The sequence below is a fragment of the Streptomyces sp. NPDC028298 genome (assembly GCF_055565895.1).
Window position 1 is genome coordinate 1,843,758 of sequence record NZ_JBVHTL010000001.1, and the last position, 14,058, is coordinate 1,857,815.

Below are 14,058 nucleotides of genomic sequence, written 5' to 3' on the forward strand. Positions count from 1 at the left end.
CTCATGCGTAGGGGCTGTCGGCGCCCGCGGCGGCGGGCTTGGGCGTACGGGCCGGACAGCAGCCCACCGGGCACAGGTCGTGACCGGCGCCCAGCGTGCCCAGGGCACACCGTGTCACCTGGCGGCCGCTCTCGGCCGCGGCGCGCTCCAGCACCAGTTCCCGGACCGCCGCGGCGAAGCGGGGATCGGAGCCCACCGTGGCGGAACGGCTCACCGGCAGCCCCAGCTCCAGGGCCTTCGCCCGTGCCTCGGTGTCCAGGTCGTACAGGACCTCCATGTGGTCCGAGACGAACCCGATCGGCACCATCACCGCCGCCGGGGCTCCCGCCCCGTGCAGCTCCTCCAGGTGGTCGCAGATGTCCGGCTCCAGCCACGGGATGTGCGGGGCCCCGGAGCGCGACTGGTACACGAGCTTCCACGGGTGGTCGGTGCCGGTCTCCTCGCGCACCGCGTCCGCGATCAGCCGGGCCACGTCCAGGTGCTGGCGGACGTAGGCGCCGCCGTCGCCGTGGCCCTCCACCGGGCCGGAGGTGTCCGCGGCGGCGACCGGGATCGAATGCGTGGTGAACACCAGGTGCGCGTCCTGACGGACGTCCGCGGGCAGCTCCGCGAGCGACCTGAGGACACCCTCGGTCATCGGCTCGACGAACCCGGGATGGTTGAAGTAGTGCCGCAACTTGTCGACCCTCGGGAGCTCCAGACCCTCCCCCTCCAGGACGGCCAGCGCGCCCGCCAGATCCTCGCGGTACTGCCGGCAGCCCGAGTACGAGGCGTACGCGCTGGTGGCCAGCACCAGGATCCGGCGCCGCCCGTCCGCGGTCATCTCGCGCAGCGTGTCGGTCAGGTACGGCGCCCAGTTGCGGTTGCCCCAGTAGACCGGCAGATCAAGACCGTGCTCCGCGAAGTCCTTGCGCAGTGCGTCGAGGAGCGCGCGGTTCTGGTCGTTGATGGGGCTGATCCCGTCGAACAGGAAGTAGTGCTGCCCGACCTCCTTGAGGCGTTCCTTGGGGATGCCTCTGCCCCGTGTCACGTTCTCCAGGAAGGGGACCACGTCGTCCGGGCCCTCCGGACCGCCGAACGAGAGCAGGAGCAGGGCGTCGTAGGGGGTGGCATCGAGCACGTCTGGCATGGGTCCGATCCTGCCACCCGTCCCTGACGGGCGATAACCGGCGGGGTGACGAGCGGGCGACGGCGGCGGAGCGGGTGGGCGCGTGCCGGGTGGGCGACCGGGGCGCGGACGTCAGGAGCGCGTCCTCGGGCGGGCGGCGGCGGCGCGGACGGCGGGAGCGCGTCTCCGGGCGGCTGTCTGCCCGGACAAACGGTCGGACGGGTACGCGGGGCTGCGTTAGGGTTACCTAACCAGTAAGTTGTATCGACCATCTTCATGCCTTACCGAGCGTGGACCGCCCGTGGTGACCGGGAGGCGCCGCGCCGAGCCGACGGAGATCTTCGTGCCCAGCCCGTACCGCGCCCTGTTCGCCGCCCCCGGCTCGAAGAGCTTCTCCGCCGCGGGCCTGCTCGGCCGGATGCCGCTGTCCATGATGGGCATCGGCGTCGTCACGATGATCTCCCAGCTCACCGGGCGCTACGGCCTCGCGGGCGCCCTCTCGGCGACCATCGCGCTGGCGGCCGCGGCGATGGGACCGCAGGTCTCGCGCATGGTGGACCGGCACGGCCAGCGGCGGGTCCTGCGCCCGGTGACGCTCTTCGCGCTCGTGGCGGCCGGCGGCCTGCTGGCCGCCGCGCACTACGGATGGCCGGACTGGGTCCTGTTCGTGTGCGCGGCCGGCATCGGCTGCGTCCCGAGCATCGGCGCGATGATCCGCGCCCGCTGGGCGGCCCTCTACGGAGGCACCCCGCAACTGCACACCGCGTACTCGCTGGAGTCCGTGGTGGACGAGATCTGCTTCATCTTCGGACCGATCATCTCCATCGGCCTGTCCACGGTGTGGTTCCCGGAGGCCGGACCGCTGCTCGCCGCCTGTTTCCTCTCGGCCGGGGTCTTCTGGCTGACCTCCCAGCGCGCCACCGAGCCCCAGCCGCATCCGCGCGGACAGCACGGCGGCGGCTCGGCGCTCCGCTCGGCGGGGCTCCAGGTCCTCGTGGCCACGTTCGTGGCGACCGGGACGATCTTCGGAGCCGTCGACGTCGTCACCGTCGCCTTCGCCGAGGAGCAGGGTCACAAGGGTGCCGCGAGCATCGTCCTGGCCCTCTACGCGGCAGGCTCCTGCCTCGCCGGAGCCGTCTTCGGGCTGCTGCAGTTCAAGGGGGCGGCGGAACGCAGGTGGCTGCTGGGCATATGCGCGATGGCCGTGAGTATGATCCCCCTCCTACTGGTCGGAAACTTGCCGTTCCTGGCCGTGGCGCTGTTCGTTGCGGGCCTGTCCATCGCTCCCACGATGATCACGACGATGTCCCTCATCGAACAGCACGTACCTCGCGCGAAACTGACCGAAGGCATGACCTGGGTGAGTACAGGACTCGCTGTCGGGGTCGCGCTCGGTTCCTCCGTGGCCGGCTGGGTGATCGACTCCGCCGGCGCGAAAGCCGGGTACGGGGTTCCGGCCGTGTCCGGGGCCGTCGCGGTCGCGGTCGGTTTCCTCGGGTACCGCCGGCTCAGCAGGCCGGTTCTGCAGCGGGGAGGGTCTCATGAGCACCGCAGTGAGCGAGAAGAGCGGCACGTGGCGTAACTGGGCGGGCAACGTCACCGCCCTTCCCGCCCGGGAGGTCACCCCTGCCTCGGTGGACGAACTCTCCGCCGCCGTACGGAAGGCGGCCGAGGACGGTCTGACGGTGAAGGCCGTGGGCACCGGGCACTCCTTCACGGCCGCCGCCGCGACCGACGGCGTATTGATCCGCCCTCAACTGTTGACCGGGATACGCAAGATCGACCGTGCGGCCATGACGGTCACGGTCGAGGCGGGCACCCCGCTCAAGAGGCTCAACATGGCCCTGGCGCGTGAGGGTCTGTCGCTCACCAACATGGGCGACATCATGGAGCAGACGGTGTCGGGGGCGACCAGCACCGGAACGCACGGCACCGGGCGCGACTCGGCCTCGATCGCCGCCCAGATCACGGGCCTGGAGCTGGTGACGGCGGACGGCTCCGTGCTGTCCTGCTCCGCGAGCGAGAACCCGGAGATCTTCGCGTCGGCCCGCGTCGGGATCGGCGCCCTGGGCATCGTCACCGCGATCACCTTCGCCGTGGAGCCCATCTTCCTGCTCACGGCCCGCGAGGAGCCGATGACCTTCGACAAGGTCACCGCCGATTTCGACGAACTCTTCGCCGAGAACGAGCACTTCGAGTTCTACTGGTTCCCGCACACCGGCAACTGCAACACCAAGCGCAACAACCGCAGCGCGGGCCCCGAGAACCCGGTCGGCCCCGTCCGCGGCTGGATCGAGGACGAGTTCCTCTCCAACGGCGCCTTCCAGGTGGCCAATCTGCTCGGCCGGGCCGTCCCCGCGGCCATCCCCTCGATCGCCGGATTCTCCAGCCGCGTGCTGTCCGCGCGGACCTACACCGACATCCCGTACAAGGTCTTCACCTCGCCGCGCCGCGTGCGGTTCGTGGAGATGGAGTACGCGGTGCCGCGCGAGGCCCTGGTCGAGACGCTGCGTGAGCTGAAGGCGATGGTCGACGCCTCGGACCTGCGGGTGAGCTTCCCCGTGGAGGTGCGGACGGCGCCCGCAGACGACATCACGCTCTCCACGGCGTCCGGCCGGGACAGCGCGTACATCGCCGTCCACATGTTCAGGGGCACCCCGTACCAGGCGTACTTCACCGCGGCCGAGCGGATCTTCACCGCGCACGAGGGGCGGCCGCACTGGGGCAAGGTGCACACGCGCGACGCGGAGTACTTCTCCCAGGCCTACCCCCGCTTCGGCGAGTTCACGGCGTTGAGGGATCGACTCGATCCGGACCGGCGCTTTGCGAACGACTACTTGCGGAGGGTTCTGGGGTCGTAGCGGTCGCGCTCGGTGCGGGGGTCGGGGTGCCGTTCCCCGTCTCCGGTTCGGCCGACGTGCCGTCGCCCGGGGTCGGCGCCGTGGACGGGCCGGTGCCGTCGCCGCCCGTGTCACCCGATCCGCCACCGTCCGCGGACGGTGCCGGCGCGTCCGGGGAGTCCGCCGGCGAGGACGGCGAGGACCCGGTCGAAGGTGCCGGGTCCGGCTCGCCGTTCCCCGAGCCGGACGAGTGCCCCTTGAAGGCGTCGCCGACCGTCGTGCTGGTGCCGTCGCCGCTGAAGCTCTGGCCCGAGACCATTTCGTACGTGGTGATTCCGGCCATCGTGACGCCGAACACGAGAGCGGTCGCGACCAGCGGCCTCTTCCAGCTCCTGACCCGCGCGCGGTAGAGGGTCCCCTCGGTGAACTCGCCGGGGTGACCGGGCAGCGGCCGGGACCTCGGTTTCGGCTGCACCTTCGCGTCACGGAGCTGTTCACCGGTGCGCTTGAAAAAGTGCTGGAAGACCGTTCCCCCGCAGGTGGCGACGACGCTGACCAGTCCGGCGCCCAGGATCGTCCCGTAGACACCGAAGTAGGACGCGAGTTTCGCCGCCACCACCGCGGCGACCGCGCTCCCCGCCACCTGGGGGACGCTCAGGTCCAGCCGCCTCTTCCTCGGTTCCACGTCGGCACCCGGCTGCTCGCCGCCGACTTCCGGCTTCTCACGCATTCCCGGACTCTGCCTGCCTTTCCCGTACTTGATCGACCGATCGTACGAGAAAGGGACGTACAGGCGAAACGATAAGTTCCGTTTCTGCCGATTACGTGAAGTGCGCCACGTCCGCCGACCGCCGAAAGGGCGCCGGGATCGGCCAACTAGCACCCCCCGCTCGAAGTTGGGCGGCGTGCCGATCCACGCAAGTGGCCCGAATGGAGTACTGTTGCGAGCCCTGGGTCCGGACTCCCGCCAGGGTGTCCGGGGCCTTGCAGGACCACCGGGAGGGGGCTCGTTGCACAGGGTGATGGAGTTCGTCACTTAGCGTTGCAAAACAGGTAACCGTGCCATAACGGCGACCCCGGGCCCGTGCCCGACACGCCGGGCAACTCGGCAAGGTTGTGGCAGGCTGCACCCGGGCAGGCCACACTCGACTAGCGGAAGCAGCGACGCACGTGACGTCGGCAGGCACCACCCGGGAGGTCCCCATGCCCGAACTGCGTGTCGTGGCCGTCTCTAACGACGGCACACGGCTGGTGCTGAAGGCTGCGGACAGTACGGAATACACGCTTCCGATTGACGAGCGGCTGCGTGCCGCCGTACGCGGCGACCGTCCCCGCCTCGGCCAGATCGAGATCGAGGTGGAGAGCCACCTCCGCCCCCGCGACATCCAGGCACGTATACGCGCCGGAGCGTCCGCGGAGGAAGTCGCCCAGCTCGCCGGCATCCCGGTCGATCGTGTACGCCGTTTCGAGGGACCCGTGCTGGCCGAGCGCGCCTTCATGGCCGAGCGTGCCAGGAAGACCCCCGTCCGCCGTCCCGGCGAGAACGCCGGTCCCCAGCTCGGTGAGGCCGTCCAGGAGCGGCTGCTGATCCGGGGCGCCGAGAAGGACACCGTCCAGTGGGACTCCTGGCGCCGCGACGACGGCACCTGGGAAGTCATGCTGGTGTACCGCGTCGCGGGCGAACCGCACGCCGCGAGCTGGACCTACGACCCGCCCCGGCGGCTCGTCCAGGCCGTCGACGACGAGGCGCGCTCGCTGATCGGCGAGTCGGACGACCTCGCCGCTCCCGAGCCGAGCTTCCCGTTCGTGCCGCGGATCGCCCGGCTGCCCCGCGACCGCCCGCTGGACCGCGCCCTGGAACGCCAGACGGAGCGGCCGAGCCTGCCCCCGTCCTCTCCGGAACCCGGCGAGGAGGCCGAGGACCGGGACTCGCTGACCAGCCTTCTGGAAGCGGTGCCCAGCTTCCGGGGCGACATGGTGGTGCCCGAACGGCCCGCCCCCGCCGAGCGCCCCGCCGCCGAGGAGCCCGATCCCGAGCCCGAGGAGGAGGAGCCCCCGGCTCCCGCCGCCTCGGCGGGTGCCGGTTCCGCGTACGCGGACGTGCTCATGCCCCGCTCGGTGGGCAGCCATCGTGACCGGCTCGTCGGCGCGACGGACCGCCAGGCCGAAGCCGACGGCGTCCGCCCCGGCCGCAGGGCGGCGGTCCCGAGCTGGGACGAGATCGTCTTCGGCACGCGCCGCAAGAAGCAGGAATAGCCGGATCCACGTCAGAACGACGACGACGGGGCCCGCACCGGATCGGTGCGGGCCCCGTCGCGCCGTCAGGCACGGATGGCGCGCGTCGGTACGTGTGTCACTGCGGGTCGGGCCCCACCGCGACGGGGCGGTCCGCGTCCTGGGACCACTCCGACCACGAACCCACGTACAGCGCCGCGGGAACGCCGGCCACGGCGAGGGCCAGCACCTCATGGGCACCCGAGACGCCGGAGCCGCAGTAGACGCCGACCTCCGCCTCCGGTGTCACACCGAAGGACTTGAAACGGTCGGCGAGTTCGGCTCGCGGCAGGAACCGCCCGTCCTCCGTGACGTTCCCGGTGGTCGGCGCGGAGACGGCGCCAGGGATGTGACCGCCGACCCGGTCGATCGGCTCGACCTCGCCCCGGTACCGCTCCCCCGCGCGGGCGTCCAGCAGCAGCCCGGTGCGGGCGAGCGCGGCCGCCCCGTCCGCGTCGAGCGCCGGCCGGGCACCGGGCGCCGGTACGAACGTTCCGGGCGTCGGCGAGGGGACCTCCGAGGACACCGGTCCGCTCCAGGCGGCGAACCCGCCGTCAAGCACGCGTACCGACGGATGACCCGAATAGCCCAGCAGCCACCAGGCGCGCGCGGCGGCCCAGCCCTGCCCCCCGTCGTACACGACGACATCGCGGTCCTCCGACACTCCCGCGGCCCGCATCGCCGCACCGAAGAGCTCGGGGTCGGGGAGCGGATGCCGGCCCGCCGCACCGGCCGGACCAGCGAGTTCGGAATCCAGGTCGACGAAGACGGCACCGGGGATGTGCGCGTTCTCGTACTCGGGGCGCAGGTTGGGACCGCCCAACTGCCAGCGGACGTCGAGGAGGACCGGCGGGTTCGGCCCCGCCAGGTCACTGGCGAGTTCGGGTGCCGTGATGATGGCGTTCATGGCCCCCATCCTTGCGCACGGGGTGGCCGCTTCGTCCATGTCCCGCTACTCTGCTCCGCCGGGCAGGTCCGATCACCCGGCGTACGGGATCGGGCACATGCTGTACAACCGATGGACACCACACGGCAATCGCTCCGCGACCGACGGGAGACGGCGGATCGGACGTCCCCGTTCCCACACCGCCCGACGGCGGCGCGGGAGGAGCGTCCGGCGCGGCCGGTGGTGCGACCATCGGCACGGGGCGTGCACGCACGCGACGGGGTACGCGTGTCCGCAAGCGGAAGGTGACCGGCCACCGCAAGGGGCCGAGAAGAGAGTGACGATGACCGAGGCACGGGAATCGGCCGGGGCGAACGGCACCACGCACGCTCGGAACACGCCCGGGACACCCTGCTGGGTGAGCCTGATGGCGCACGAGACGGCCGCGACCCAGGACTTCTACGGAGCGCTGTTCGGCTGGGAGTTCCAGCCCGGCCCGCCGCAGCTCGGCCCCTACGCGCGGGCGTTGCTGGACGGCCAGGAGGTGGCCGGGATCGGCCAGTTGCCGCCCGACAGGCACCTGCCGGTCGCCTGGACGCCCTACTTCGCCTCGGACGACGTGGACCACACCGCGGAGACCGTGCGGCACAGCGGCGGAACCGTCGGCGTGGGCCCGCTGGACGCCGCCGAGGCCGGCCGCCTGGCGATCGCCTCCGACCCGTCGGGCGCCGTCTTCGGGATCTGGCAGAGGGTCGCCCATCTCGGCACGGAGATCACCGGCGTGCCGGGCACCCCGGCGTGGAACGAACTCGTGACGCGCGACACCGAGAGCGTCGTGAAGTTCTACACGGGGGTCTTCGGCTACGAGACGCGGGCGGCCGGTTCCGCCGACTTCGACTACGTGACCCTGCACATCGACGGACGGCCGGTGGCCGGCATCCACGGTGTCGGGAACGCCCTGCCGCGCGACCGGGGCCCGCACTGGCTGACGTACTTCGAGGCCGCCGACCTGGACGACACCGTCAGCCTCGTCACGGAACTCGGCGGGCGTGTTCTGCGGCCGGCCCACGACTCCCCGTTCGGCCGGGTGGCGACCGTGGCGGATCCGGAGGGTGCGGTCTTCTCCCTGATCCACGCCGTCACCTGACCCCGCGGATCTCCGGAGACCCGTCTCCGGGGACAGATCACCCGGAGAGGGACCTCAGGAACAGGCGTCAGGCCCCAGACCCGGGCGAGGCCTGGGCCTCAGACCGGGGCGAGGCGTCAGCCTCAGACCTGGGCGATCGGCAGGACGTCGGGGGACAGGGCGCTCGCGCGGGCCGTGGCGGCCGTCATACGACGTCGGTGGTGCCGGCGGCACAGGACCTCGTAGCCGATGTTCTCGTGCTGGTTGACGTCACCGACGACGACCTGGGCGCCCTCGACGACCATCTCGCCGCCCACGGTGCGGGCGTTGTGCGTGGCGCGGGCGCCGCACCAGCACAGGGCCTCGACCTGGAGGACCTCGACCCGGTCGGCGAGTTCGACGAGGCGCTGGGAGCCGGGGAAAAGCTTGGACCGGAAGTCGGTGGTGATCCCGAAGGCGAAGACGTCGACGTCCAGGTCGTCCACCACGCGCGCCAGTTGGTCGATCTGCGCGGGGGCCAGGAACTGGGCCTCGTCCGCGATCACGTAGTCCGCGCGGCCGCCCTTGGAGAGGTGGTTCACCAGATACGCGTACAGATCCTGGTCGTCCGCCACTTCGACCGCGTCGGTGACCAGCCCGAGGCGCGAGGAGAGCTTGCCCTCGCCCGCGCGGTCGTCGCGCGTGAAGATCATGCCCTGCAGACCCCGCGCCGAGCGGTTGTGCTCGATCTGGAGAGCCAGCGTGGACTTCCCGCAGTCCATCGTTCCGGAGAAGAACACCAGCTCGGGCATGGGGAGTTGAGCACCTTTCGGCAACAGGGAAGAGGGAAGGACGTCAGGAGCGTACTTGGAGGAGGGGCACCAGTTGCTCGGCCGGGGTCATCGAGCCGTGGTTGCCGACCATCAGGGACTCCTTCGGCTCCCGTTCGGACGCGGTGATCAGGACGTCGTCCCGGGCGGCGGCGATGACGTCACCGAGCCGGGCGTAGACCCGCTCATCGACCCGGGGGCCGAACCAGCCCGCCTCGATCGCCTCGTCACGGGAAGCGACCCAGAACTGTTCGCCCAGGACCTCGCGCCAGCAGGTCAGCACATCCGCCTCGGCGCCCGGGACCGCGTACACGTGGCGGGCACGGCCCTCGCCGCCCAGCAGGGCGACTCCGGCGCGCAGTTCCCAGTCCTCGTCGAAGTCGATGCGGTGCTGCTCGTCGAACGGGATGTCGATCATGCCGTGATCGGCCGTGACGTACAGCGCCGAGCGCGGCGGCAACTGCTCCGCGAGACGCTGCACCAGCCGGTCGACGTACATGAGCTGGCCGCGCCAGGGGTCGGAGTCGACACCGAAGCGGTGTCCCTTGCCGTCCACCTCCGCGTAGTACGTGTAGACCAGGGAACGGTCACCGGCGGCCAGTTGCTCGGCCGCGAAGTCCATCCGCTCCTCGCCCGACAGCCGGCCGTGGAACGTGCCCCCGCTCAGCGCGATCTTCGTCAGCGGGGTGTTCTGGAAGGTCGGCGAGGAGACCTGGGCGGTGTGCACACCCGCCGCGTCGGCCTGCTGGAAGATCGTGGGGTAGGGCTGCCAGGCGCGCGGTTCGGTCCACGGGTTCCAGCGGAGCTGGTTCATCAGCTCGCCGGTGGCGGGGTTGCGCGCGGTGTAGCCGGGCAGGCCGTGCGCGCCCGGGGGCAGGCCGGTGCCGACAGAGGCGAGGGAGGTCGCGGTGGTGGCCGGGTAGCCGGCGGTGATCGGACGTCCGGTGCCGCCCCGCGAGGACGCCAGCAGCGACGTCATGAAGGGGGCCTCGTCCGGGTGGGCCTTGAGCTGCTCCCAGCCGAGACCGTCGATCAGGAACACGCAGTTCCGGTCGGCCGCGGTCAGCTCGGGTATGGCGGCGGTCGCACCGGGCACGGACATGCCGGCGGCGAGCGTGGGGAGCAGATCGGCCAGGGAACCGGCGCCGTACTCGGGAACGGGCGCGGAGTCGACGGCGAGCGGCTCCGGGTGGTCCCAGGTGGGCAGGGCCATCAGCGGGCGACGTCCGCGGTCGCCTCGGAGAGGGACTGCGCGAAGGCGAGGGCCTGGCGGACGGTCTCCGGACCGTCGCCCGCCTCGCTCACCCGCAGGCTCAGGTCGTCCGCCGTCGAATTGCCGGTGTAGCCGTGATCGGCCTCGCAGTTGGGGTCACCGCAGGCGGCCGGCTCCAGGTCGATGCGGGAGACGGCGCCCCAGCCGATGGTGAGGACCACTTCGCGGGGCAGCGTGCCGGGCGTGTACGACTCGGGGTTCGCGACGACGCGGCTGACGACGACCGACGAGATCCGGCCGAGCTTGACCGACTCCGTCGAGGTCGTGGCGTACGGCGTCGGGGAGGTCGTGTCCGCGTTCTGCTCGTCGGTGTGGCTCACGATGAAACGGTTGCCGGTGAGGACCAGCACGGTGACGTGCCGCCGCACCTCGTTCGCGTCGAACGTCGTCTCCTGGTGGACCAGGTACGACCGGATGGTGTCGCCGCCGATCGCGGCCTCCACCGCCTCGGCCACGAGGGCCGGGTAGTAGCCGCTGCGCTCGATCGCCGCTCGCAGCCCCTGGGTCGTCGTACTGGTCTTGGCCATGCCGTCCATCCTACGGGGGCCCACTGACTGCGAGGCACCGCTCGCGTGGGTCTGTCGTGGACGGATCAGACCGGATCGCGCAGGGTGGCGGGCGGGACACGGCCGCGGCGGACGTCCGGGCGGGGCGCCTGCCGTCACGGGGACCGCCCTCAGGGACCCCGGACGACTCGGACTGGCCGGAACTGTCCGGTCGACGAGGACGGCTCGGGCGACTCGGCCCGACCGGGCCTTCCCGAACGGCTCCGGGATCCGCACCTCCGGACAGCCCGGATCCCCGGACGGCACGAGCTCCACGGACAAGCCGTGCGGCCCGTACGACTCAGACGACCGGCAGGGTCCGGGGGCCGTGGTCGTCCCGGATCGGGGCGCGGGCCAGCCGGACCGTGGCGCCCAGGACGCTCAGGCCGGCCGGGGCCACCACCACCGGCTCCAGCGAGACCGCGACGACCTCCGGGTGGTCGTCGACGAGCCGGGAGACCCGCAGCATGAGCTCTTCGAGGGCCGCCGTGTCGACCGGCGCGGAGCCCCGCCAGCCGAACAGGAGCGGCGCCGTCCGGATCGACCGGACCAGCGAGGCCGCTTCCCGGTCGGTGACCGGGACCAGCCGGTGCGCGGTGTCCCCGAGCAGTTCGGAGGCGGCTCCCGCGAGCCCGAAGGAGAGCACCGCCCCGGCCGCCGGGTCGATCACCGCGCGGACGACCGTGTCGACACCGCGCGGCGCCATCCCCTGTACGACAGGGCGCAGCACCGTCGGCGGCCCGAACGCCTCGGTCAGCTCCGCGTACGCCCGGCGCAACTGCTCCTCGTCCGTCACGTCCAGGCGGACGCCGCCGAGGTCCGCGCGGTGCCGCAGGTGCGGGGCTGTGGTCTTGAGGGCGACGGGGTATCCGATGGCGCGCGCGGCCGCCACCGCGTCGTCCGGGGTGGGGGCGGGCAGGGCCCGGTGCACGTCGATGCCATAGCGCCCTAGGAGCTCGGCCGTCTGTTCGCCCCCCAGGGTGAGACCCTCCCCACGCGCGAGGAGGTCGTCGATCAGCCGGGCGGCCCCCTTCTCGTCGATGTCCTCGTACTCGGGCACCTTGCCGGGCTCACGGGCGTCCGTGCGCCACTGGGCGTACTTGACGGCTTCGGCCAGGGCGCGGACGGCCCGTTCGGCGGCGGGGTAGGCGGGGATGAGCCGGGAGTCCGGCGCGGACTCGGCAGGCGGCGCGGCGGGCGACCGGTCCGAGGGGTGGAATCGGGCGCCGGGGGACGCTCCGGGGGCGCCCTCGGGGGCCTGCGGGGCGGTGCTCGCGGCGGCGGACAGGGCTTCGGCGAGTCCGCCGAGCTCGACGTGCACCACGAGCACGGGCTTCGCCGGAGCCTCCATGGCGGAGGACCGGAGTGCCTCGGCGAGCGCGGCGTCGGCGGCCGAGGTCTCCCCCACGGCCGGTATGGCCGTCACGACGACGGCGTCGCAGCCATCGTCGGCGAGCGCCTGCGACAGGGCCTTGTGGAAGTCCTCGGCGGAGGCCGCCGTGGTGAGGTCCCGGGGCGGCAGCGGCCTGAGTCCTTCGGCGAGACAGGCGTCGTACGTCAGCAGCCCCAGGGACTCGGAGTTCCCGAGGATCGCCACGCGGGGTCCCCGGGGAAGCGGCTGACGGGCCAGCAGGAGTCCCGCGTCGACGAGTTCGGTGATCGTGTCCACCCGGATCACCCCGGCCTGGCGCAGGAGCGCGGACACGGTGGCGTGCGGCAGCCGTGTGGCCCGGATGGCGTGGCCCTGGGGTGCGGCCCCGCCGTGTCGTGCTCCCTGGACGACGACCAGCGGTTTCGCGGCCGCGGTCCGCCGCGCGAGGCGGGTGAACTTGCGCGGGTTGCCGATGGATTCGAGGTACATCAGGGCGACGTCGGTGTCCGGGTCCTCGTACCAGTACTGCAGGACGTCGTTGCCGGAGACGTCCGCGCGGTTCCCCGAGGAGACGAAGGTCGACACTCCGGTCACGCCGGTGACGCCGCCGCCGCGCCGGTGCAGCCGGGACAGCAGGGCGATGCCGATGGCGCCGGACTGCGCGAACAGGCCGATGCGTCCGGGGCGGGGCATCTGGGGGGCGAGCGAGGCGTTCAGCCGCACGTCGGGCGCCGTGTTGATGACGCCGAAGGCATTGGGTCCGATGATGCGCATCCCGTACGTGCGCGCGTGCCGTACGAGTTCCCGCTGGCGCTCGCGTCCCTCGGGGCCGCTCTCGGCGTAGCCGGCGGAGACCACCACGAGTCCCTGCACGCCGTGTTCACCGCATTCGGTGACGACCTGGGGGACGTGTTCGGCGGGCACGGCGACGACGGCGAGGTCGACTGGGTCGGTGATGTCCCTGATGGAGCGGTGGGCCGGGACCCCGTCGATCTCCTTCTCCTCGAGTGCCGCGTTCACCGCGTACAGGCGTCCGGTGAAACCGGCCTGGCGGAGGTTGTCGAGGACGCTGCGGCCGACCCCTCCGGGGGTGCGTCCGGCGCCGATGACGGCGACCGAGCCGGGGGCGAGCAGCCGCTGGACGGAGCGGGCCTCGGCGCGCTGTTCCCGCGCGCGCTGCACGGCCAGGGACCGGTCGGTGGGTTCGAGGTCGAACTCCAGGCGTACGACACCGTCCTCGAAGCTGCGCTTCTGGGTGTACCCGGCGTCCGTGAAGACCTTGATCATCTTGTTGTTGGCGGGCAGCACCTCGGCGGCGAAGCGACGGATGTCACGCTCGCGGGCCACCGCTCCGATGTGTTCGAGCAGCGCGGAGGCGACACCCCGGCCCTGGTGGGCGTCCTGTACGAGGAAGGCGACCTCGGCCTCGTCGGCGGGGGCGGAGGCGGGCATGCCGTCCGCGTTGATCCGGTCGTAGCGCACGGTGGCGATGAACTCGCCGCCCACCGTGGCCGCGAGGCCGACGCGGTCCACGAAGTCGTGGTGGGTGAAGCGGCGGACGTCCTTGGCGGACAGGCGGGGATAGGGCGCGAAGAAGCGGTAGTACTTCGACTCGTCCGAGACCTGCTCGTAGAAGCTGACCAGGCGCTCGGCGTCGTCGACGGTGATGGGCCTGATGCGTGCGGTGCCGCCGTCGCGCAGCACCACGTCGGCCTCCCAGTGGGCTGGGTACTCGTGCCGGTCCGACGAGGTCTGCATGGGCCCCAGAGTACGGCTCGCGTACGACAACGGCGCGGGGCAGTCTGAGGGTGACGGGCCTCGGAGC

At 72.0% G+C, this 14,058-nt stretch carries 11 protein-coding genes; 4 read left to right on the plus strand and 7 right to left on the minus strand.

Features of this window, described 5'->3' with window-relative positions; translation table 11 throughout:
• Window position 1: 1 nt before the first annotated feature.
• On the minus strand, window positions 2–1,129 hold the full coding sequence (locus ACZ4TO_RS07975) for a ferrochelatase (RefSeq protein WP_468023716.1): 1,128 nt from the start codon (window positions 1,127–1,129) through the stop codon (window positions 2–4).
• A gap of 322 nt (window positions 1,130–1,451) precedes the next feature.
• Here ACZ4TO_RS07975 and ACZ4TO_RS07980 point away from each other — a divergent pair, with 322 nt between their 5' ends.
• The gene (locus ACZ4TO_RS07980) at window positions 1,452–2,690 is read left to right on the plus strand and encodes an MFS transporter (RefSeq protein WP_382794090.1); all 1,239 of its coding nucleotides are present in this window, start codon (window positions 1,452–1,454) and stop codon (window positions 2,688–2,690) included.
• A complete protein-coding gene (locus tag ACZ4TO_RS07985) occupies window positions 2,650–3,969 on the plus strand; it encodes a D-arabinono-1,4-lactone oxidase (protein WP_385040725.1) in 1,320 nt (439 codons plus the stop codon). Before ACZ4TO_RS07980 ends, ACZ4TO_RS07985 begins: the two co-directional genes overlap by 41 nt.
• Here ACZ4TO_RS07985 and ACZ4TO_RS07990 read toward each other — a convergent pair.
• Entirely contained in the window at window positions 3,893–4,678 is a 786-nt protein-coding gene (locus ACZ4TO_RS07990) for a hypothetical protein (protein ID WP_468023717.1), read from the minus strand. The two genes, ACZ4TO_RS07985 and ACZ4TO_RS07990, sit on opposite strands and share 77 nt — an antisense overlap.
• Window positions 4,679–5,151: 473 nt before the next feature.
• Here ACZ4TO_RS07990 and sepH point away from each other — a divergent pair, with 473 nt between their 5' ends.
• The gene (sepH, locus tag ACZ4TO_RS07995; RefSeq protein WP_382794100.1) at window positions 5,152–6,204 is read left to right on the plus strand and encodes a septation protein SepH; all 1,053 of its coding nucleotides are present in this window, start codon (window positions 5,152–5,154) and stop codon (window positions 6,202–6,204) included.
• 97 nt (window positions 6,205–6,301) lie between these two features.
• Here sepH and ACZ4TO_RS08000 read toward each other — a convergent pair whose 3' ends face one another.
• Entirely contained in the window at window positions 6,302–7,129 is an 828-nt protein-coding gene (locus ACZ4TO_RS08000; protein WP_468023718.1) for a sulfurtransferase, read from the minus strand.
• 322 nt (window positions 7,130–7,451) lie between these two features.
• Here ACZ4TO_RS08000 and ACZ4TO_RS08005 point away from each other — a divergent pair, with 322 nt between their 5' ends.
• A complete protein-coding gene (locus ACZ4TO_RS08005; protein ID WP_468023719.1) occupies window positions 7,452–8,255 on the plus strand; it encodes a VOC family protein in 804 nt (267 codons plus the stop codon).
• A gap of 122 nt (window positions 8,256–8,377) precedes the next feature.
• Here the strand turns inward: ACZ4TO_RS08005 and ACZ4TO_RS08010 are convergent, their stop codons facing one another.
• The 4 genes from ACZ4TO_RS08010 to ACZ4TO_RS08025 form a co-directional block, all read right to left on the minus strand.
• A complete protein-coding gene (locus ACZ4TO_RS08010) occupies window positions 8,378–9,025 on the minus strand; it encodes a thymidine kinase (RefSeq protein ID WP_382794108.1) in 648 nt (215 codons plus the stop codon).
• Between the two features lie 43 nt (window positions 9,026–9,068).
• Window positions 9,069–10,256 (minus strand): alkaline phosphatase family protein, encoded by a 1,188-nt coding sequence (locus ACZ4TO_RS08015; RefSeq protein WP_382794111.1) that lies wholly within the window; start codon window positions 10,254–10,256, stop codon window positions 9,069–9,071.
• Window positions 10,256–10,843 (minus strand): DUF5998 family protein, encoded by a 588-nt coding sequence (locus ACZ4TO_RS08020; RefSeq protein WP_206300944.1) that lies wholly within the window; start codon window positions 10,841–10,843, stop codon window positions 10,256–10,258. Before ACZ4TO_RS08020 ends, ACZ4TO_RS08015 begins: the two co-directional genes overlap by 1 nt.
• 319 nt (window positions 10,844–11,162) lie before the next feature.
• The gene (locus ACZ4TO_RS08025; RefSeq protein WP_468023720.1) at window positions 11,163–13,991 is read right to left on the minus strand and encodes a bifunctional acetate--CoA ligase family protein/GNAT family N-acetyltransferase; all 2,829 of its coding nucleotides are present in this window, start codon (window positions 13,989–13,991) and stop codon (window positions 11,163–11,165) included.
• Between the last annotated feature and the right edge of the window lie 67 nt (window positions 13,992–14,058).

Coding starts and splice junctions, on each gene's coding strand:
- ACZ4TO_RS07975 (WP_468023716.1), bottom strand. CDS start 1,129: ATGCCAGACGTGCTCGATGCCACCCCCTACGACGCCCTGCTCCTGCTC.
- ACZ4TO_RS07985 (WP_385040725.1), top strand. CDS start 2,650: ATGAGCACCGCAGTGAGCGAGAAGAGCGGCACGTGGCGTAACTGGGCG.
- ACZ4TO_RS07990 (WP_468023717.1), bottom strand. CDS start 4,678: ATGCGTGAGAAGCCGGAAGTCGGCGGCGAGCAGCCGGGTGCCGACGTG.
- sepH (WP_382794100.1), top strand. CDS start 5,152: ATGCCCGAACTGCGTGTCGTGGCCGTCTCTAACGACGGCACACGGCTG.
- ACZ4TO_RS08000 (WP_468023718.1), bottom strand. CDS start 7,129: ATGAACGCCATCATCACGGCACCCGAACTCGCCAGTGACCTGGCGGGG.
- ACZ4TO_RS08005 (WP_468023719.1), top strand. CDS start 7,452: ATGACCGAGGCACGGGAATCGGCCGGGGCGAACGGCACCACGCACGCT.
- ACZ4TO_RS08010 (WP_382794108.1), bottom strand. CDS start 9,025: ATGCCCGAGCTGGTGTTCTTCTCCGGAACGATGGACTGCGGGAAGTCC.
- ACZ4TO_RS08015 (WP_382794111.1), bottom strand. CDS start 10,256: ATGGCCCTGCCCACCTGGGACCACCCGGAGCCGCTCGCCGTCGACTCC.
- ACZ4TO_RS08020 (WP_206300944.1), bottom strand. CDS start 10,843: ATGGCCAAGACCAGTACGACGACCCAGGGGCTGCGAGCGGCGATCGAG.
- ACZ4TO_RS08025 (WP_468023720.1), bottom strand. CDS start 13,991: ATGCAGACCTCGTCGGACCGGCACGAGTACCCAGCCCACTGGGAGGCC.